The sequence below is a fragment of the Arthrobacter crystallopoietes genome (genome assembly GCF_017603825.1).
GTDB classification, from domain to species: Bacteria; Actinomycetota; Actinomycetes; order Actinomycetales; family Micrococcaceae; genus Crystallibacter; species Crystallibacter crystallopoietes_B.
On the sequence record NZ_CP072014.1, the window covers coordinates 2,681,161 to 2,700,366 of the forward strand.

18 protein-coding genes and 1 pseudogene are annotated in these 19,206 nt (G+C 67.5%); 18 read left to right on the forward strand and 1 reads right to left on the reverse strand.

Going from position 1 to position 19,206, the window contains the following annotated elements; translation table 11 throughout:
* Positions 1 to 19 precede the first annotated feature (19 nt).
* From J5251_RS12330 to gatB, 15 genes are all read left to right on the forward strand, one after another.
* Positions 20 to 994 (forward strand): AAA family ATPase, encoded by a 975-nt coding sequence (locus tag J5251_RS12330; protein ID WP_139006584.1) that lies wholly within the window; start codon positions 20 to 22, stop codon positions 992 to 994.
* Positions 994 to 2,337: a DUF58 domain-containing protein gene (locus J5251_RS12335; protein WP_208574144.1), complete on the forward strand. Its 1,344-nt coding sequence runs from the start codon at positions 994 to 996 to the stop codon at positions 2,335 to 2,337. The genes J5251_RS12330 and J5251_RS12335 overlap by 1 nt, the downstream gene beginning before the upstream one ends.
* Positions 2,334 to 4,889 carry a transglutaminaseTgpA domain-containing protein gene (locus J5251_RS12340; protein WP_244250655.1) on the forward strand — a complete coding sequence of 852 codons (2,556 nt, stop codon included), beginning with the start codon at positions 2,334 to 2,336 and terminating at the stop codon, positions 4,887 to 4,889. Before J5251_RS12335 ends, J5251_RS12340 begins: the two co-directional genes overlap by 4 nt.
* A complete protein-coding gene (locus tag J5251_RS12345; RefSeq protein ID WP_208574145.1) occupies positions 4,874 to 6,202 on the forward strand; it encodes an RDD family protein in 1,329 nt (442 codons plus the stop codon). Before J5251_RS12340 ends, J5251_RS12345 begins: the two co-directional genes overlap by 16 nt.
* Complete coding sequence (locus J5251_RS12350) at positions 6,199 to 7,053, forward strand: PP2C family protein-serine/threonine phosphatase (RefSeq protein ID WP_208574146.1); 855 nt, start codon at positions 6,199 to 6,201, stop codon at positions 7,051 to 7,053. The genes J5251_RS12345 and J5251_RS12350 overlap by 4 nt, the downstream gene beginning before the upstream one ends.
* Positions 7,053 to 8,507: an FHA domain-containing protein gene (locus J5251_RS12355; protein ID WP_208574147.1), complete on the forward strand. Its 1,455-nt coding sequence runs from the start codon at positions 7,053 to 7,055 to the stop codon at positions 8,505 to 8,507. Before J5251_RS12350 ends, J5251_RS12355 begins: the two co-directional genes overlap by 1 nt.
* Positions 8,504 to 10,108 carry a serine/threonine-protein kinase gene (locus J5251_RS12360; protein ID WP_208574148.1) on the forward strand — a complete coding sequence of 535 codons (1,605 nt, stop codon included), beginning with the start codon at positions 8,504 to 8,506 and terminating at the stop codon, positions 10,106 to 10,108. The genes J5251_RS12355 and J5251_RS12360 overlap by 4 nt, the downstream gene beginning before the upstream one ends.
* Before the next feature lie 87 nt (positions 10,109 to 10,195).
* Complete coding sequence (locus J5251_RS12365; RefSeq protein WP_139006590.1) at positions 10,196 to 10,897, forward strand: hypothetical protein; 702 nt, start codon at positions 10,196 to 10,198, stop codon at positions 10,895 to 10,897.
* Between the two features lie 56 nt (positions 10,898 to 10,953).
* Complete coding sequence (ligA, locus tag J5251_RS12370) at positions 10,954 to 13,200, forward strand: NAD-dependent DNA ligase LigA (protein WP_208574149.1); 2,247 nt, start codon at positions 10,954 to 10,956, stop codon at positions 13,198 to 13,200.
* Between the two features lie 35 nt (positions 13,201 to 13,235).
* Complete coding sequence (locus J5251_RS12375) at positions 13,236 to 13,724, forward strand: DUF2087 domain-containing protein (RefSeq protein ID WP_208574150.1); 489 nt, start codon at positions 13,236 to 13,238, stop codon at positions 13,722 to 13,724.
* Positions 13,725 to 13,782: 58 nt separating this feature from the next.
* Positions 13,783 to 14,484: a hypothetical protein gene (locus J5251_RS12380; protein ID WP_208574151.1), complete on the forward strand. Its 702-nt coding sequence runs from the start codon at positions 13,783 to 13,785 to the stop codon at positions 14,482 to 14,484.
* Between the two features lie 85 nt (positions 14,485 to 14,569).
* Positions 14,570 to 15,070, forward strand: a complete 501-nt coding sequence (locus J5251_RS12385; protein ID WP_208574152.1) for a GNAT family N-acetyltransferase — start codon at positions 14,570 to 14,572, stop codon at positions 15,068 to 15,070.
* A 59-nt stretch (positions 15,071 to 15,129) separates the two neighbouring features.
* The gene (gene gatC, locus J5251_RS12390) at positions 15,130 to 15,426 is read left to right on the forward strand and encodes an Asp-tRNA(Asn)/Glu-tRNA(Gln) amidotransferase subunit GatC (protein ID WP_139006595.1); all 297 of its coding nucleotides are present in this window, start codon (positions 15,130 to 15,132) and stop codon (positions 15,424 to 15,426) included.
* A 4-nt stretch (positions 15,427 to 15,430) separates the two neighbouring features.
* Positions 15,431 to 16,960 carry an Asp-tRNA(Asn)/Glu-tRNA(Gln) amidotransferase subunit GatA gene (gatA, locus tag J5251_RS12395; RefSeq protein WP_208574153.1) on the forward strand — a complete coding sequence of 510 codons (1,530 nt, stop codon included), beginning with the start codon at positions 15,431 to 15,433 and terminating at the stop codon, positions 16,958 to 16,960.
* A complete protein-coding gene (gatB, locus tag J5251_RS12400) occupies positions 16,960 to 18,474 on the forward strand; it encodes an Asp-tRNA(Asn)/Glu-tRNA(Gln) amidotransferase subunit GatB (protein WP_139006597.1) in 1,515 nt (504 codons plus the stop codon). The genes gatA and gatB overlap by 1 nt, the downstream gene beginning before the upstream one ends.
* An 84-nt stretch (positions 18,475 to 18,558) precedes the next feature.
* Here gatB and J5251_RS12405 read toward each other — a convergent pair whose 3' ends face one another.
* Positions 18,559 to 18,786 (reverse strand): hypothetical protein, encoded by a 228-nt coding sequence (locus J5251_RS12405; RefSeq protein ID WP_208576236.1) that lies wholly within the window; start codon positions 18,784 to 18,786, stop codon positions 18,559 to 18,561.
* Between J5251_RS12405 and J5251_RS20675 the strand changes: the two are divergent.
* From J5251_RS20675 to J5251_RS12415, 3 genes and pseudogenes are all read left to right on the forward strand, one after another.
* Positions 18,715 to 18,864, forward strand: a pseudogene (locus tag J5251_RS20675) (phosphotransferase); the annotation flags it as partial. The gene J5251_RS12405 and the pseudogene J5251_RS20675 sit on opposite strands and share 72 nt — an antisense overlap.
* Complete coding sequence (locus tag J5251_RS12410; protein ID WP_208576237.1) at positions 18,795 to 19,109, forward strand: hypothetical protein; 315 nt, start codon at positions 18,795 to 18,797, stop codon at positions 19,107 to 19,109. The pseudogene J5251_RS20675 and the gene J5251_RS12410, both read left to right, overlap by 70 nt.
* Complete coding sequence (locus tag J5251_RS12415; protein WP_244250952.1) at positions 19,106 to 19,192, forward strand: hypothetical protein; 87 nt, start codon at positions 19,106 to 19,108, stop codon at positions 19,190 to 19,192. Before J5251_RS12410 ends, J5251_RS12415 begins: the two co-directional genes overlap by 4 nt.
* The last annotated feature ends 14 nt before the right edge of the window (positions 19,193 to 19,206 follow it).

A 19,206-nucleotide genomic window follows, 5' to 3' on the forward strand; every position in this document is an offset into this window, starting at 1 on the left:
AGAGAAAGACACAATCCCCATGACGATGACAGCAGAGCAGGCCGAATGGTTCGCCGGGACGTTCGAGAAGCTGGTCGGCAACGTCGGCCAGGCAGTGCTGGGCAAGCCGCACGTGGTCAAGCTGATCCTGACCGCCATGCTCGCCGAGGGCCACGTGCTGCTCGAGGATGCCCCGGGCACGGGCAAGACCATGCTGGCGCGTTCGCTCGCAGCCACCGTGCAGGGCACCAACTCGCGGATCCAGTTCACCCCCGACTTGCTGCCCTCGGACGTCACGGGCATCACCATCTATGACCAGAAGACGCAGAACTTCGAGTTCCACAAGGGCCCGATCTTCGCGAACGTGGTGCTCGCGGACGAGATCAACCGCGCCTCGCCCAAGACCCAGTCCGCGTTGCTGGAGGTCATGGAGGAATCCCGCGTCACCGTGGACGGCGTGACCTACGAGGCCGGCCGGCCCTTCATGGTCATCGCCACCCAGAACCCGATCGAACAAGCGGGCACCTACCGCCTGCCCGAGGCCCAGCTGGACCGGTTCCTGATCAAGACCTCCATCGGCTACCCGGATCTGGCCTCCACCGTGGAGCTGCTCGGCGGCAGCACCACCCGGGACCGGTCGCTGGCGCTGAAGCCGATCATCACCACCGCGGCCGTGACGGACATGGCGGACCTGGCCACCACCAACCACACCGATACCGCCGTGCTGGAGTACGTTTCGCACCTCTGCGACGCCACCCGCACGGCGGACGAAACGCGTCTGGGCGTGTCTGTCCGCGGCGCACTGGCGATGGTGCGGGCGGCCAAGGTGTGGGCCGCCGTCCATGGCCGCAACTACGTGCTGCCGGACGACATCAAGGAACTGGCCCCGGTGGTCTGGACGCACCGTTTCGTGATGGATCCCGAGGCCGAATTCGCCGGCGCCACCCCCGAGGCCGTGCTCAAGCGCGTACTGGCCGAGGTGGCCGCACCGCAGCAGCGCAGCGTCTCGGTTTAATGTCCACCACAAAACCGGGCGCCGGCCGCGTCCGGCTCAAACGCCTGCTGCGCAAGGCCACACCGGAACGCAGCAGCAAACTGCATCCGGCGTCGCTGCTGAAGCTGGCCAAGGAAACGGCGGCGTTGGCCGGCGAGTTCCTGGCACCGCATTGGCAAAGAACGACGGCGGTACTCGCCAAATACGTGCAGCCAACGGTTTCCACCGTCTCGCCGCTGGGCTGGATCGTGCTGGGTACGGCTGTGCTGTTGTTCGGCCTCGGCGCCGCCTATGGCTGGGCCGAAGCCAAAGCGGGCGGACTGATGGCGGTGCTGCTGTTGCTGATTGCCATCGGCTTTGTGCTCGGTCGCTCCTCCTATGGCGTGAAACTGGACCTCGCCCGCACTCGTGTGGCCGTGGGCGACCATGCCATCGGCAGCGTGGAAGTCACCAATACCGACCCCAGGCCGCTGCTTCCGGCGGCGCTGGAACTGCCGGTGGGCGCCTCCACCGCAGTATTCCACTTGCCGCGGATGAAGCCGGGCCAGGTGCACGAGGACCTCTTCACGATCCCCACCCAGCGCCGCGCGGTCATCGTCGTCGGACCGGTGCGCTCCGTTCGGGCCGATCCGCTGGGGCTGCTGCGCCGGCAGATGATGTGGACGCAGCCGACCGACCTGTTCGTCCACCCGAAAACCACCGCACTGATCGGCTCCGCCTCCGGTTTCATCCGTGATCTGGAAGGGCTGCCCACCAAGGATCTCTCCAGCGCGGATGTGTCCTTCCACGCGCTGCGCGACTACGTTCCCGGCGACGACCGCCGGCACATCCACTGGAAGACCACCGCCCGCACCAACGAACTGATGGTCCGCCAGTTCGAGGAAACCCGCCGCGCCCACCTGGCCGTCGCCGTTTCCACGAACACTGAGGAGTACACCAGCGAGCATGATTTCGAGCTCGCCGTCTCGGTAGGCGCCTCCATCGGGCTGCAGGCGATCCGCGAGCAGCGCAACCTGTCGGTGCTCACCCAGCAGGGGCCGCTGCGGACCGAAACCGGGCGCAACCTGCTGGATGAAATGACCCGGATCGAGGGCCGGCCGCAGCGAACGACGGCGGTAGACCTCGCGCGGTCCGCAGCCGACACGGTACCGAATGCCTCCGTGTTCTTTTTGATTGTCGGTGAACATGTCACCGCCACACAGCTGCGCCGTGCCGCGGCTGCCGTTCCGCCCGGCATCCGCGCCTTTGCCATCCGATGTGCCCACGGGATGGACGCGGGCAAAGCCTCCATCGGCGACCTGACCGTCCTCTCGCTGGGTAACCTGGACGACCTCGCCATCATTCTGCGAAAGGCTGCCGCATGAGCGCCCCTGACAGCCCCGGGACCGCACCCAGGCGGAGCCGCCGCGCCGCCGGGACCGGGGACCGTGCAGCATCACGCGACCGTGGGCTGTCCCCGCAGGAGCGCGGGCTGGTGCTGCCGCGATCCTGGCAGCACCTCGGCATTGATGCCGCCGTGCTCACCCTGCTGCTGGGGATGGGCGTGCTCGGCTTCCACAACGTCTTTGCGGGCGAACTGCGCTATCTGGTCGCCGGGTTCGGGGGCATCGTGGCCGGGCTGGGCCTGGCCCTGACCTGCGTCTGGTACCGGCTGGGCCTGCTGTCGACCGCCACCGCAGGCCTGTTGGCCTACGTGCTGCTCGGCAGCGCCTTTGCCGCGCCCACCCAAGCGATTGCCGGCGTCGTACCTTCGCTGGAATCCCTGCGCACCGTCCTGACCGGCTTCATCTTTGCCTGGAAGGACATCCTCACCGTCGCCGCGCCGGTGGGTGTGAACGGCGGCATGCTGGTGGTTCCGTTCCTGGGCTCGCTGGCCGCGGCGCTGCTGGCCGGCACACTCGCCTGGCGGGTCAAGACCCCGTACTGGACCATCCTGCCCGTGACAGCGATGTTCATCCTGGGCATCGCTTTCGGCACCAATGCGCCTACCCTGCCGCTGCTGCGGGGCGTGCTGCTGGTGGCCGGGACCGTATCGTGGCTGGCCTGGCGCCAGCACATTTCCCGCACCGACAGCACCGCTCACGTCTCCGCCAACCCGCAGGCCGCCGATGCAGCCGCCCACCGGACCGGCGTGCTCCGGCGGCTGGGGCTGGGCGCCGGGGTGCTGGTGCTGGCGACGGCGGTCACCGCGCTGGCCGGCCCCGCGCTGACCGCAGGCGGTGAGCGCAAGGTGCTGCGCGACGTCGTTGTTCCCCCGGTTCAGCTGTACGACTACCCGTCGCCGCTGATGGACTTCCGCCAGTTTGTGAAGGACAAGTCCGAGGACACACTGTTCACGGTGCAGGGCCTGCCGCCGGGGGAGCGGGTGAGGCTGGCGGCGCTGGATACTTACGACGGCGTGGTCTACAACGTGAATCCGCAAAGCGGCGGCAATTACGCGCCCGTGGGCGATGCCCAGTCGCTGGGCAACGTGGACGGCGACGGCGGAAACCCGAACTCGGACACCGCGCAGATGACGTTCAACATCGCGGACTACAACGGGGTGTGGCTGCCGGCCGGCGGTCAGCTCAATGGCGTGGCGATGGACGGGCCGCGGGCCGACGAGGTGGCGGGATCCCTCTACTACAACGAAGATTCCGAAACCGCACTCTCCACCCGGTACGTCCGGCCCGGCGACAACTACTCGGTCAACGTGTCCTTCCCGGCCAAGCCCGAGGACGGGCAGCTGGCCCAGTACGATTTCGCGCCGCTGAACCTGCCCGAACCGGAGCAGGTGCCCAACATCATCGGGACCAAGGCCGGCGAACTGGTGGGCGATGAAACCGTGCCGATCGAGCAGGTCCGCCAGCTGGAGCGGAGCCTGCACGAAAACGGCTTCTTCTCCAACGGCAAGGAGGACGAGGCACGCAGCCTCTCCGGGCACAGCGCCAGCCGCATGACCACGCTGCTGGACGCCGAGCAGATGATTGGCGACGACGAGCAGTACGCGGTGGCGATGGCGCTGATGGCCCGCCACCTGGGCATGCCCGCCCGCGTGGTGATGGGGTTCTACCCGGACCCCAGCATCGAGCGCACCGCCGGACAACCCGTGGAAATTAAGGGAAAGGACGTTCACGCCTGGGTGGAGATCGCGTTCACCAGCGCCGGCTGGGTGGCCTTCGACCCGACGCCGGACAAGGACAACGAGCCGACCCCGCCGCAGCAGCAGCCGAAGTCGACCCCGAAGCCGCAGGTGCTCCAGCCGCCGCCACCGCCGCAGGAACCGGCCGAACTGCCACCGGACTCGGCGCCGGAACCGCAGGACGCCGAGCGGAACGAGAAGGGCTTCTGGGAGCAGTGGGGTTGGCTGGTGACTGCCATCGGCGTGGCTATGATTCCGCTCGCCATCCTGCTGATCCCGCTGCTGCTGATCGCCTGGCTGAAGCTGCGCCGCCGAAAGCGCCGCGCCGCCGAAGGCCTGCCCAGCACACGCGTCAGCGGCGGCTGGAGCGAGGTCATGTCGCTGGCCACGGACATGGGCGCCAATGCCAATGCCAAGGCCACCCGGCGCGAGCATGCCAGCGAGTTGGCGGACGCGTTCCCCGCGGCTTCCGGCACGACGACGGCGTTGGCGCACCGGGCGGACGCTGCCGTGTTCGGCGGTGTCGAGCCCACCGAGGTACAGGTGCGCGAGTACTGGGACATGGTGGAGAAGTCGCTGGACGAAATCGGCTCATCGGTGGGCTTCTGGAAGCGCCAGCGGGCGCGGTTCTCGCCCCGCTCGCTGGTGGCCGAGGCACGCTTCAGACTGTCACAAAAGCTCGGTAGGGGCGTGTCCGGCCGGTCCTTTGGCCCCGCCGAGAGCACAAACCGTAAAGTAGAGTCACCGACCGAGGAACAACACAAGGGAGTGAGCCATACGTGGCAGCAAGACTGAACCTCGTCAGCGCTTCAGCTGGCAAGCGGGTCGGCGCGTGGCTGATCGACAAACTCCCTCCCGCCGTGCTGGTGGGCATCGGCTACGGGGTCGGCATGGCCGGGCTGCTGGGTGCAGCCGGTTCAGGTACTGAAGAGGCCGTGGCCTCCGCCGCCACCGGCCTGTTCCTCTGGCTGGGCATCACCTCGCTGCTGGCCTTTGCCTATGGCATCTGGAAGTGGGGCTGGGAAGCGCGGACGGGTAAAACTCCGGGCAACGTCCTGCTCGGGTTGCGGACCTCGAACGAGGACGGCAACGCCCCCGGCTGGGCGGCCATTTTCGTCCGCGGCCTGATCATCGCCGTCGGCGGGCTGGTCCCGGTTATCGGTGCGGTCATCGTTGTCATTTCGAACCATTGGGACGCCAACCACCAGCGGCAGGGCTGGCATGACAAAGTGGCCAAGACATTGGCCCTGGACGTGAACGCCGGGCGCGACCCGTTGACCACCGGCGGCCTTTACGGCCACAGCACCTTCACGCCGAGCGGAGGGCCGGCGGGTGTTGCGCAGGCAAGTTATGCCGGTGCAACCAGCGCCGGCGCCGCGTCCGGCGCTCACGGTGCCGGCCTGATGGGAGAGCCGACCCGCAACGGCGGTATCCCCGGTTCTGAACCGAGCCCGCAGTGGCCGCCCTTCGACGACAACGCTGCCCGTTCGGGCGGCATCATCTCCGGCATCCCGGGCTTCAGCGGCACTACCGGAGTCAGCACCCCGGCCGATAACGCACCCGCCGGTGACACCGGCGATCCGTCGGCCGCGCCCGCGGATACGTCGGCCGCTCCCGTCACCGCGGCACCAGCCGCCCCGAACGTATCCGAAAACGTGCCTGAAGGCTCCGCGCCCACGCCAGCACCGCCGTCGCACGTCGATGACGAGTTCGCGTACACCAGGATCCGCGACGCCGCGCCAGCCCCCGCGCCCGCGGCCGGTTCCGGACAGGAGCCGGCCGGCATCAATATCCGCTTTGACGACGGCCGCGAGGTCGCCATCGGATCCAGCGCGCTGATCGGCCGGAACCCGGCCGCGGCGGCAGGTGAAGAAGTGGACCAGCTGATCGACTTCGCCGATCTGGACCGTTCCGTTTCGAAGACCCATCTGGAACTGCGCGTCGAGGGCGGCGCCGTCTGGGTCAATGACCGCAATTCAACCAATGGCACCGCCGTGACCGGATCGGACGGCGTGCGCCAGCAGCTTGTCCCCGGTGCTCCGGTAGCGGCCAAGTCAGGAGCAACCGTGGAATTCGGCGACCGAAGCTTCGTCATTGGTCAGGCATGACCCAGGACAACCCGAGCCCCATCGGGAACATCAGGCTCACAGTCGGAGCGGGCACGGACCGCGGACTGCGGCGTGAGCTGAACGAGGACTCCTTCACCACCGCGTCGCCGCTGTTCGCCGTGGCCGACGGCATGGGTGGCCACGAGGCCGGCGAGGTGGCGAGCCGGATCTGCGTGGAGACAATGACCGAGTATGTCCGCCGCCACGAGCTGGGTGCGGCCGAGTTGCAGCAGCTTATTGCGGATGCCGACCGGCGGATCCGGGCCGCTGCCGGGTCGCGCGCCGGCACCACGGTCACTGGCGCGGCGCTGGTTGAGGAACGCGGTGTGCCGTACTGGCTGGTGTTCAACGTGGGCGATTCGCGGACCTACCGGCTGAACCAGGGCATCCTGGAGCAGATCAGCGTTGACCACTCGGAAGTCCAGGAACTGCTGGAGGCGGGCCGGATCACCGCGCAGGAAGCGCTGGTCCATCCGCGCCGGCACGTGGTGACCCGTGCCCTGGGCACCGGCGACGATTCCGAACCCGATTTCTGGATGCTTCCGGTCGAGTCCGGGGACCGCATGCTGATTTGTTCCGACGGTCTCACCTCAGAAGTCAGCGACGAGCACATCCACGCCATCCTCGGTTCCACGGTGCGCCCGCAGGACGCTGTCCAGGCGCTGATCCAGGCGGCGCTGTGCTCGGGCGGTCGGGACAACATCACCGCGATCGTCGTCGATGCCGCCGATGTGGCGCAGGACGCCGCGCAGGTAGCTAGCGCGCCGCGTACCGAGGACGAAGAGACGGATACGTTGCCGCGGCTGGAGCCCGGCGGGTCGGGTCCGGCGGGACAGCAGGGGCAGGTCTGATGGCAGCAATTACATACTGCCCGGGCCGCTGGCTCGGGCTGGTCCGTGGTGGCGCCATCGTGCTGCTGGAACAGAGCACCCGCGAAGACGTGGTCATGGCCGTATGGGACGTCCTCGGCACGCAACCGGCGCCGGAATCCGTGCTCGGTTCCGTGGTGAGCGGCTATGGCATGGACCTGGCTTCCATTCCGCAGTTCGCCATCGTGTCCTTCCAAGATAAGCTGCACGCGATCCTGCGCGGCGACGTGGTCCTCAATAGCGACGGCGTGGGGACCTCGGCCGAGCTTTCCGGAGAAGGCGTGACCACCTGGACCGAGCGGCTGCTGCCCGCCCAGGAGCTGTTTGACCTGGTGATCAATGACGGGCGCGACGGCGAGGGCCGGTGGCTTCCGCTGGCCGAAGGCATCGTCCAGCTCGGCGGCATCCGCGTCGGTGTGGCGCCAGTAGCCGGCCCGGCTGAATCCGCGGCGGGCGCAGCTGAATCCGCTTCACGCCCGGCACCACTCGTGGACGAGGCACCGGAGCCGAATGTCCCGGAGGGCATCGAAGTCACCGGCATCTACGATCCTGATGCCTTGGACGAGGTGGACGAGGTGGACGAGGTAGACGACCTCGAGGACACGGTCATCCATACCAAGGCCCAGCGCGCCAACCTGCCGCCGTCCACGTCCGTCCCGGTTCCAGAGAACAAAGTGCCTGCGAATGCGTCCCCGTCTCCGGCTAACCCGGCACAGCAGTCTGCCCCGGCTCAGCAGTCCGCGCCGGCAAGCCTGATCGATTCCGTGCCGTGGCTGACGCCGTCGGCTTCCGCACGGGCACGGGCAGCGGAATCAGCCGCTGCTGAAGCTGCCCGGGATTTGCGCCCGGTGAAGCCGGTGGACCGAACAGCCGAAGCACCCGAGGGCGACCATGACGGGCAGACCCTGCTGCGCCGCGACCTGCCGCAGGCGCCAAAGCCCGCTCCCGCTCCGGATCAGGCACAGCGGCCGGCCACCGGCCCGATGGTGCTGGCACGAGTCTGCCCGCAGGGGCACGCCAACCCGCCTACCAGTTCCAACTGCAGCATCTGCGCGGCCGGACTGGCTGACGATGCCAGCCAGGTGCAGCGCCCCAGCCTGGGCCGGATGCGGCTCTCCACCGGGGAAGTCATCGAGCTTGACCGGCCGGTAATCGTCGGACGCCAGCCGTCCGCCTCGCGCGTGCAGGGCAACGGCATGCCGCGCCTGGTCCAGGTGCGCAGTGTCAGCGGCGACATTTCGCGTTCACATCTCGAGGTGCGGCTGGAAGGCTGGCACGTCATGCTGTGCGACCTGAAAGCGACCAACGGCACCATGATGATCCGCGAAGGCCAGCCGCCGCGACGGCTGGGAGCGGGCGAATCCATGATCCTGCTCGACGGGGACATCGCCGACCTGGGCGACGGCATCTCGCTGCGGTTCGAGGACCTGCCGTGAGTTCCAAGCGTCCTCCCGCACCACCCCCTGCAATTGAGGGCTACCGGTACGTCAGCCTGCTCGGTTCCGGCGGTTTCTCCGACGTCTACCTCTACGAACAGGACCGGCCTAAGCGCAAGGTCGCCGTCAAGGTCCTCGTCGCCGACCTGAAGACCCAAGGCGCGCGCCGCCGCTTCGAGTCCGAGGCGAACCTGATGGCGCAGCTGTCCACCCACCCGTTCATCGTGACCATTTACGAGGCGGACATCACCGGCGGCGGCCACTCCTACCTGGCCATGGAGTACTGCTCGCGCCCGAGCCTGGACGTGCGCTACCGCAGCGGCCCGCTCGGTGTAGATGAAGTGCTCTCGCTCGGCATCCAGGTGGCCTCCGCGGTGGAAACCGCCCACCGTGCCGGCATTGCGCACCGGGACATCAAGCCGGCCAACATTCTGGTGACGGACTACAACAGGCCCGCGCTGACCGACTTCGGCATCTCCAGCACCACCGACAGCATCGACGACGACGCCGGCATGTCCATCCCATGGTCCCCGCCCGAAGCCTTCCAGGGTGAGGGCGCCGACGGCATCAAGATCGACATTTGGGCACTCGGCGCCACACTCTACACCCTGTTGGCCGGCCGCTCGCCCTTCGTCCGGCCCGGCGGAGACAACTCGCAGCGCGAACTGATGAACCGCATCGCCACGTCACCGATGCCGCCGCTGCGCCGGGCCGACGTGCCCGAATCCCTTGAACAGGCTCTCGCGACGGCCATGGCCAAGGCACCGTCCTCCAGGTTCCCGACGGCCCACGCCTTCGCGCTGGCGCTGCAGCGGATCCAGGCGGAGCTGAACCTTTCGGTCACACCGTTCGAAGTGCTCGAGGAAGCCCACCCGGGGGATGAACAGCCGCAGGACGACGGCGGGGAAGCCACCCGGGTGCGCCAGGTGGTCTCGATCGATCCGGACGCGACGACCAATTCGCCCACGGTGCTCCGCCCACGCTTCCCCGAGCCCACTAACAAACCAGATGACCGGACGGTCCTGCGGTCTACGCACAGCGGCACGGAGCCGACTACCGACTGGGTTCCGTCGCCGCCGGCGCGCGTGGAAAACACTGCGTACGACGACGGATCCGCCACCCAGCCCACCGTCGGCTTTGGTGACACTCACCACGACGCCGGGGACACCGCCGTCGTGCCTCGAAGCCGGAAGAATCTGGTCGGGATTATCGGCGGAGCCGCCGCGGTGGTTGTCCTGGCCGTGGCTGCCGTGCTGGTGGTAACGGGGCCGGAACCGGAAGCGGCCGAATCGGAGCCGCCGGTCAGCCAGCCGCCGGCCAACGCCATCGAGGGCCTGTCCGGAAATGTGGTGCCGCCGGAAGAACTCGCGGGCAAAGTGGACGGGGACGAGGCCGTCTTCACCTGGACCAACCCTGACAAGCGCGACGGCGACCTGTTCATCTGGACGCCGGTAACCGCACTGGGCAAGGGTGAGCCACAGCGGACGCCGGATCCAGGCGTGAGCATCCCGCTGGCCGAGAAGGACCGGACGTGCATCGAGGTGGTGGTGCTGCGGGCCAACGGAAAGTCGTCGGACCCGGTCCGCGGCTGCGCCGACTAATCTGGAACCGAACAACATCGTGCCACGGCCGGCTCAGCGGCTGTTGAACTTTGCACGATCAGACCAGTGACCAATAGGGGGACAGCAGTGGCCGAAGTCAGTATCGAGTTCTGCGGTGAATGGTACGACGCCGGGGACGACGACGTCTTCAGGATAGGCCGCGAAGGCGACCTGGAAATCGACGACAATCCGTACCTGCACCGGAAGTTCCTGGAGATCTGCCGGTACGAGAACATCTGGTGGCTGGCCAACGTCGGCTCGATGATCTCGGCGACGATCGCGGACACCAGCGGCGGCATGCAGGCCTGGCTGGCGCCCGGGGCCCGGATTCCCATGGTCTTCAGCCAGACCAACGTGGTCTTTACGGCCGGGCCGACTACCTACGAGCTCTCGGTGCACGTCAAAACACCGTCCTTCCGGCAGGAAGCCCGGGACCACGATGCAGTGGGGGAGACGACCATCGGTCCGGTGATCTTCACGGATTCGCAGAAGGCACTGATCCTGGCCCTGGCCGAGCCCATGCTCAAAAGGGACGGCACGGGCCTGAGCTCCATCCCCTCCTCGTCGCAGGCCGCCGCACGGTTGGGCTGGCCGATAACCAAGTTCAACCGCAAGCTGGACAACGTGTGCGACAAGCTGGACCGGGTGGGCGTGGCCGGGCTCCGGGGAGGCGGCGGAAAGCTGGCCACCAATCGGCGCGCGCGGCTGGTGGAACACGCGGTCACCTCGCATCTGGTCACCGCGGCGGACCTGCCGCTGTTGGAGACCCAGCGGGATCCCGAAGACTGACCGGCTTGTCGTGGCGGATCCCGGCCACGGGCCGTGCTTTAGGGCAAGATAGTTCCGTGAGCAAAGTGGAAGTGCAGGCCAATGAAATCCCCAGTGACGCCCTCCGGGACGAGTACGAGCAGCTGACCGAGGACGTCCGGCGCTACCGCTACGCGTACTACAACGAGGACGCCCCGCTGGTCTCCGACGCCGAGTTCGATCAGCTCTACCGCCGGTTGGAGGAGATCGAAGCGCTCCACCCGGAGATGGTGGCCAACGATTCGCCCACCCAGGAGGTCGGCGGCGAAGTGTCCGCGGCCTTCACCCCGGTTCAGCACTTGCAGCGGATGTACTCGCTGGAGGACGTGTTCTCCCTCGATGAGCTTCAGGTGTGGGTCAGCCGGGCATCGTCGTCGGTGGAAAAACTCGGCCGCGCGCAGGACCTGAAGTGGTTGACGGAGGTCAAGATCGACGGGTTGGCCGTCAACCTGCTCTACCGCGACGGGGAACTGGTCCGGGCCGCCACCCGCGGCGACGGCCACACCGGTGAGGACATCACCCACAACGCGCTGACCCTCAAGGACATCCCGCGCCGGCTCAAGGGCAAGAACCTGCCGGCCGAAGTGGAGGTCCGGGGCGAGGTCTTCATCCCCTCCAAGGCGTTCCTGGAGCTGAACGAGAAGATGGTGGAGGCAGGCAAGGCGCCCTTCGCCAACCCGCGCAATGCCGCCGCGGGATCCTTGCGGCAGAAGGATCCCGCCCTGACCGCGCAGCGGCCGTTGAGCATGTTTGTCCACGGCATCGGTGCCCGCGAGGGCCTGTCCGCGGGCAGCCAGTCGGAGACCTACGCGCTGCTGAAGGACTGGGGCCTGCCCACCAGCCCCTACTTCAAGGTGCTGGACACCTATGAGGAGGTGCTGGAGTTCATCCAGCGTTTCGGCGACCATCGCCATGATCTGCTGCACGAGATCGACGGCATTGTCATCAAGGTCGACGACTTCGGGCTGCAGCGGGGCCTGGGCCACACCTCGCGGGTCCCGCGCTGGGCCGTGGCCTACAAGTACCCGCCGGAGGAAGTGCACACCAAGCTGCTGGACATCCAGGTCAACGTGGGCCGCACCGGCCGGGTTACGCCGTACGGGGTGATGGAGCCGGTGAAGGTGGCCGGTTCCACCGTCGAGATGGCCACCCTGCACAACCAGGACGTGGTGAAAGCCAAGGGCGTGCTGATCGGGGACACCGTGGTGCTGCGCAAGGCCGGAGACGTGATTCCGGAAATCGTGGGACCCGTGGTGGCGCTGCGGGACGGCTCCGAACGCGAATTCGTGATGCCCACCGAGTGCCCGTCCTGCGGTACCCCGCTGGCGCCGGCCAAAGAGGGCGACGTCGACATCCGCTGCCCCAACGCCCGGTCCTGCCCGTCGCAGCTGCGTGAACGGGTCTTCCATCTGGCCGGGCGCGGCGCGTTCGATATCGAGGCGCTCGGGTGGGAAGCGGCGATCGCCCTCACCCAGCCGGCCGAACCGGCGCAGCCGCCGCTGACCACCGAGGCCAACGTCTTCGACCTCACTCCGGAGATGCTGGCGGAGGTGAAGATCGCCCGCCAGAAGAAGTCCAAGGGCGTGGCCACCGGCGAGGTGGAACTGGTGCCCTACTTCTACACGAAGGGAACGCCCAAGAAGCCCTCGGAGCCGAGCGCCAATACGCGCAAGCTTTTCACCGAGCTGGAGAAGGCCAAGAGCCAGCCACTCTGGCGGGTCCTCGTCGCCTTGTCCATCCGGCACGTGGGGCCCACTGCCTCCCGCGCGCTGGCGACGGCTTTCGGATCCATGGAAGCCATCAGGGCGGCATCGGAAGAGCAGCTGGCGGACGTCGATGGCGTCGGACCGATCATCGCCCGCGCCCTCATCGAATGGTTCGAGGTGGACTGGCACCGCGAAATCGTGGACACCTGGGCCAAGGCCGGCGTGCGGATGGCGGACGAGGTGGATGAGAGCAAGCCCCGGACGCTGGAGGGGCTGACCATCGTGGTGACCGGCTCGCTGGAGAACTTCAGCCGGGACGAGGCCAAGGAAGCCATTATCAGCCGCGGCGGCAAGGCCTCCGGCTCCGTGTCGAAAAAGACGGACTACGTGGTCGCGGGGGAGAGCGCCGGGTCCAAGCTGGACAAGGCCGAGCAACTGGGCCTGCACGTGCTGGACGAGGAAGGCTTCGTCAAACTGCTGGAAAACGGTCCGGATACGGTTATGGCCGGCACGGCAGAAACCGGCGCAGGGTATGCCGGCGCTGCCGAGCCCGGTCCGGAAGGTCCCGGCGCAGACTGAAGCAACGCGCGGACTGAGCCGAAAGGAAGGGCGACATGGATCGTGACGGTCAGCCGGGTACGCCGGTCAGCTGGCAGGCCATCATGGCCGCGCTGGCCAGTTCGAGGCTGCGGGAGCTCTATGCCGCCTTCGTCCTGGGCCAGCAGCCTGCCCTATCGGCCCAGGAACGCCAAAAACTGGTGGACTGTTCCTTGCTGAACGACGACGGCGGACGGCTCGTGGTGAACGAGCAGGCCTTCAAGGCAGCGCTGGCCGCTGCCCGCCGTCCCGAGCCCGAAGGCGCCGAACGCTTCCTCCTGGCGGGCCGGATCGAGGGGCTGCCCAAACGGGCGACGGACCGCCTGAAACTGTTCGAGTTCCTGATCCCGCAGATCATCGGTCCTGATGCGACGCTGACGGAGAAGCAGCTGAATGCGAAGCTCGCCGCTTTCACCGACGACGTGCCCCTGCTCCGGCGCGCCCTTGTGGACTACGGTTACCTGGACCGGGAGCGGGACGGCAGCGCCTACCGCCGGGCCCGCTGACACCGCCAGGCCATTGAGCCGGCGGAAGCCGGGTGGCACGATGGAAGGGTGAGCGGGCATGAATGAGTTCTTTGCCGACTTTCCCTGGTGGTGGGCCATCTGGATCGGAGTCGCAGTATTCTCCGGTGCCGGCAAGAGAATGTCGCACGTCAAGAAGCACCATCGCCGGAAAGCTGAACGCCGCCGCGTGGAAGCGCGGGCGGAGGCCGAACAACGCCGGCAGGCCACGGCCTGGGAGGCGCAGCGCGTCAGCGACATCGAAGCCCTGATGGCAGACCATGACCGGGTCAACGCCCGCTGGCTGGAATACGAGCTGGATGTCGCCAAGCTGATCGACTACCCGATGATGTCCGACGTGCGCGAACCCCTGACCGTTGACTTCCTGCGCGCCAAAGGCGTGGCGGACGCGCTACGGCCAGGCCGCGCCGCCGAAATTACCACCGACGCCCGGCTGCTGGAATACCGCGACGCCGTCCGCGCCTTCGAGCTGGCTTTCGAGATCGCCGAACGCGAGGCCCGGCGGATCAAGGACCAGCACTTCAGCGGCCCCGAACGCCAGCGGCTCAATACCGCCAGAAGACTGCTAACGCTCGCTGTTGACGAGGCGGCCACGGGAGCCGAGCGCCAGCTCGCCTACCTGCGGGCGCGCAAGGAGCTGGACGGCCTGCTCGCCCTGCCGGAGGAAGCCGTCGCCGCACTGGAGCAACGCGTAGCCCCGCAGCTTGCCCCGCGGGCGCAGTGGCCTGAACCACTCCGGTAGCCGGCCACAGCCCGTGGTGAGGCAGAATTGATAGGCGGCTGCCGCCGTCGTACTTCCACTTGACCCTTGAGGACTGCATTACCTGATGAGCATTACCATCCGCCCGGCCACCGAAGCCGATTACGACGACGTTGCCCGGATCACGCGGGAGGCCTACGTCCACGGCGGTCACATCGCCGAGGGCGACGGCTACCTGGAGATGCTCGGTGATGTTGCCCACCGCGCCCGGCTCGCCATTGTCTGGGTCGCCGAGCTGGATGGCAAGGTGGCAGGTTCCGTGGCGCTGACGTTCGAGGGGCAGGAGTACTCGGACATTGCGCGTGCCGGGGAGCTGGAGTTCCGCATGCTGGCGGTGGATCCGTCGATCCAGCGTGCCGGGATCGGCCGGGCCCTGGTAGAGGCCGTTGTTGATTACGCCCGCACCCTGGAAGGCATCCACTCGGTCAGCCTCACCAGTATCGACAACATGACCAACGCGCACCGGCTGTACGAATCGCTGGGCTTCGAGCGGATCCGCGAGCGGGACTGGAAGGTGCCGCACGAGGACATCGGGCTGTTCGTGTTCGTCAAGAGACTGGAATCCTGAGCACCGGGCCAAGAAGTAGACTGTTTCTAGAAAACCCAATCCATTCGCGTAGGAGACTCATGTCTGAGATCAATCGTGAGGCCGTGGCGCATCTGGCGCGGCTGGCCCACATTGAGATGACCGCAGGAGAGCTGGACAAGATGGCCGGCGAACTCGACGTCATCGTTGACTCGATCAAATCCGTCCAGGAAGCGGCCGGCCCCGAGGTGCCCGCCACTTCGCACCCCATCCCGCTGGCCAACGTGTTCCGTGAGGACGTTGTCGGCGAGACCCTGACCCAGGAGCAAGCGCTCTCCGGTGCACCGGATTCGGCCGACGGCCGCTTCAAGGTCCCCGCCATTCTGGACGAGGAGTAAAGACATGAGTGAACTGACCCGACACAGCGCTGCCCGGCTGGCGGAAATGCTGGCCGCCAAGGAAGTCACCTCCGTGGAGGTCACCCAGGCGCACCTGGACCGCATCGCCGAGGTGGACGGCAATATCAATGCCTTCCTGCACGTCAACACCGAGGAAGCGCTGGCCGTCGCCGCGGATGTGGACAAGGCACGCGCCGCCGGCGAGGACCTGCCGGCGCTGGCCGGTGTGCCCATTGCCATCAAGGACCTGATAGTCACCGTCGGCCAGCCCACTACGGCCGGCTCGAAGATGCTCGAAGGCTGGATGAGCCCGTACGACGCCACGGTCATCAAGAAGATCCGGGCGGCCCGCATGCCGATGCTGGGCAAGACCAACCTGGACGAGTTCGCGATGGGTTCCTCCACCGAGCACTCCGCCTACGGCCCCACCCGCAACCCGTGGGACCTGAGCCGGATTCCCGGCGGCTCCGGCGGTGGCTCCGCGGCCGCCGTCGCCGCGTTCGAGGCCCCGCTCGCGCTGGGCACGGACACCGGCGGCTCCATCCGCCAGCCCGCAGCCGTCACCGGTTCGGTGGGCGTGAAGCCGACCTACGGCGGGGTTTCCCGCTACGGCGCCATCGCGATGGCCTCGTCGCTGGACCAGATCGGCCCTGTCTCGCGCACGGTGCTGGACTCGGCGCTGCTGCACGAGGTCATCGGCGGCCACGACCCGCATGATTCCACCTCGCTGACCGATCCGGTGGGCGCGCTGGTCGAGGCCGCGAAGACCGGAAACGTTGCCGGCATGAAGGTCGGCGTCATTAAAGAGTTGCAGGGCGAGGGTTACGACGAAGGCGTGCTGTCACGTTTCCACGAGTCGCTGGACCTGCTGCGCGAGGCCGGCGCCGAGATCGTCGAGGTTTCCTGCCCGAACTTCAAGTACGCCCTGGGCGCGTACTACCTGATCATGCCCTCGGAAGCATCCTCCAACCTGGCAAAGTACGACGGCGTCCGGTTCGGTCACCGGGTACTGCCGGCCGAGAGCCCGCTCACCATCGAGCGCGTCATGGGCGCCACCCGCGCCGCCGGCTTCGGCGACGAGGTCAAGCGCCGCATCATCCTGGGCACTTACGCCTTGTCCGCCGGCTACTACGACGCCTACTACGGCTCGGCGCAGAAGGTCCGCACCCTGATCCAGCGGGACTTCGACGCAGCGTTCGCCCAGGCCGACGTGCTGATCTCCCCGACCTCCCCGGTCCCGGCCTTCAAGCTGGGGGAGAAGCTGAACGATCCGCTGGCCATGTACCTGAACGACGTTGCCACCATTCCGGCTAACCTGGCCGGCATCCCGGGCATCTCGATTCCGGGCGGCCTGGCCGACGGCCTGCCGGTGGGCATCCAGTTCCTGGCCCCCGCCCGCGAGGACGCCCGCCTGTACCGCGCCGGCCACGTGCTGGAAACCTTGCTTGAGGAAAAGTGGGGCGGCCCGCTGCTGTCCCAGGCCCCCGACCTTCGCCAGTTCAGCGGCGCCGAAACCACTTCAGGAGCCAAATAATGTCTGCTGTCACGGAAGAGATCCTGTCCTTCGAAGAGGCCATGGAGAAGTACGATCCGGTGCTCGGTTTCGAGGTCCACGTGGAGCTCAACACCAAGACCAAGATGTTCTCTTCGGCACCCAACGTGTTCGGTGATGAGCCCAACACCGCCGTCACCCCGGTGGACCTTGGTCTGCCCGGTGTGCTGCCGGCGGTCAACAAGGCTGCCGTGGAGTCCTCCATCAAGATCGGACTGGCCCTGGGCTGCAAGATCGCCCCGTCCTGCACTTTCGCCCGGAAGCAGTACTTCTACCCGGACACGCCCAAGAACTTCCAGACCTCGCAGTATGAGGATCCGATCGCCTTCGACGGTTCCATCGACATCGAGCTCGAAGACGGCACCGTCTTCACGGTGGAGATCGAGCGCGCCCACATGGAGGAGGACGCCGGCAAGCTGACCCATATGGGCGGCGCCACCGGACGCATCCAGGGCGCGGATTTCTCCCTGGTGGACTACAACCGCGCCGGCGTGCCGCTGGTGGAAATCGTGACCAAGCCGATCGAGGGTGCCGGCTCCCGGGCCCCCGAACTGGCCAAGGCCTACGTGGCAGCCATCCGCGAGATCGTCAAGAACCTGGGCGTTTCCGACGCCAAGATGGAACGCGGCAATGTGCGCTGTGACGCCAACGTCTCGCTCCGCCCGCACGGACAGGAAAAGTTCGGCACGCGTTCGGAGACCAAGAACGTGAACTCGCTGCGCGCCGTCGAACGTGCCGTGCGCTTCGAGATCCAGCGCCACGCTGCGGTGCTGGACTCCGGCGAGAAGGTTGTCCAGGAGACCCGCCACTGGCACGAGGACACCCGGTCCACCACTTCGGGCCGGCCCAAGTCCGACGCCGATGACTACCGGTACTTCCCGGAGCCGGATCTGCTGCCGGTGGTGACCACCGAGGAGTGGATCGAGGAACTGCGCGCCCAGCTGCCCGAGCCGCCGGCCGAGCGCCGCAAGCGCCTCAAGACGGACTGGGGCTATTCGGACGCGGAGTTCCGCGACGTGGTCAACGCCGGCGTTATGGATGCCATCGAAGAGACCATCGCCGCCGGTGCGTCCGCCGCCGTGGCCCGCAAGTGGTGGATGGGCGAGGTCTCGCGCCGCGCCAAGGAAGCCGAAGTGGATCCCGTGGACGTCGGCGTCACACCCGAGCTGATCGTGGAATTGGACAAGCTGGTCCAGGCCGGCAAGATTAATGACAAGCTCTCCCGCCAGGTGCTCGACGGCGTTCTCGCCGGCGAGGGCACACCGGAAGCGGTCATCGAGAAGCGCGGCCTGGCCGTGGTGTCCGACGACGGCCCGCTGCTCGAGGCGATCGACGCCGCCCTCGCCGCCCAGCCGGATGTCGCGGAGAAGATCCGCGGCGGCAAGGTGCAGGCCGCCGGCGCGATTGTCGGCGGTGTCATGAAGGCCACCCGCGGCCAGGCCGACGCCGGCCGCGTGCGCGAGCTGATCTTCGAACGCCTCGGCGTCCAGGGCTAGCGGGCCCGCTAGCCCACCAGCTCCCGCTTGCCCTCACCTGATCCACAGAGCAGGTAACGCCCCTCCGACACCTCGGAAGGGGCGTTATCTGCTCTGTGGATGGAAAATGGTCCAATGCCCCTCATGCCCGCTGCGAACATCGATGTGACCGAGCAGCTGGTCCGGCGCCTGCTCACCCAGCAGTTCCCAGACCTGGCCGGCCTGCGCCTGCGCCTGGCAGCCAACGGCTGGGACAACGCCATCTTCCGCCTCGACAGCAATCTTGCGGTCCGGCTGCCCCGGCGCGAGGCCGCTGCGCACCTGATCGAACACGAACAGCGGTGGCTGCCCCAACTGACCCGCGGACTGGCCATGCCCACACCGACCCCGGTCCGCTGCGGAACGCCGTCGGCGGTCTTCCCCTGGCCTTGGTCCGTCACGCCATGGTTTCAAGGTACGACGGCGCCGCGCAGCGCCTTTCCGCCCGGCGGGCGTGGGCGGCGGAACTTGCCCGGTTCGTGGACGGCTTCCAGCAGCTGGCTCCTGCCGACGCCCCCGCCAACCCCGTCCGCGGCGTGCCCCTGCACAGGCGTAACGAACAGGTCCGGCGGCGGCGGCCAACCTCGTCACGCGGGGCGGGACGCTGGCAGCGGTGATCGACTTCGGCGATCTAACAGCCGGGGATCCCGCCACGGATCTGGCCGCAGCCCGTCTGGTGTTCGACGTCCTCGACGGCTGATCCCGCCGGTGGCT

What these genes read in the sequence shown, in the direction of transcription:
- J5251_RS12330 (WP_139006584.1), top strand. Translation starts at nt 20, where the DNA reads ATGACGATGACAGCAGAGCAGGCCGAATGGTTCGCCGGGACGTTCGAG.
- J5251_RS12335 (WP_208574144.1), top strand. Translation starts at nt 994, where the DNA reads ATGTCCACCACAAAACCGGGCGCCGGCCGCGTCCGGCTCAAACGCCTG.
- J5251_RS12340 (WP_244250655.1), top strand. Translation starts at nt 2,334, where the DNA reads ATGAGCGCCCCTGACAGCCCCGGGACCGCACCCAGGCGGAGCCGCCGC.
- J5251_RS12350 (WP_208574146.1), top strand. Translation starts at nt 6,199, where the DNA reads ATGACCCAGGACAACCCGAGCCCCATCGGGAACATCAGGCTCACAGTC.
- J5251_RS12355 (WP_208574147.1), top strand. Translation starts at nt 7,053, where the DNA reads ATGGCAGCAATTACATACTGCCCGGGCCGCTGGCTCGGGCTGGTCCGT.
- J5251_RS12375 (WP_208574150.1), top strand. Translation starts at nt 13,236, where the DNA reads ATGGATCGTGACGGTCAGCCGGGTACGCCGGTCAGCTGGCAGGCCATC.
- J5251_RS12380 (WP_208574151.1), top strand. Translation starts at nt 13,783, where the DNA reads ATGAATGAGTTCTTTGCCGACTTTCCCTGGTGGTGGGCCATCTGGATC.
- J5251_RS12385 (WP_208574152.1), top strand. Translation starts at nt 14,570, where the DNA reads ATGAGCATTACCATCCGCCCGGCCACCGAAGCCGATTACGACGACGTT.
- gatC (WP_139006595.1), top strand. Translation starts at nt 15,130, where the DNA reads ATGTCTGAGATCAATCGTGAGGCCGTGGCGCATCTGGCGCGGCTGGCC.
- gatA (WP_208574153.1), top strand. Translation starts at nt 15,431, where the DNA reads ATGAGTGAACTGACCCGACACAGCGCTGCCCGGCTGGCGGAAATGCTG.
- gatB (WP_139006597.1), top strand. Translation starts at nt 16,960, where the DNA reads ATGTCTGCTGTCACGGAAGAGATCCTGTCCTTCGAAGAGGCCATGGAG.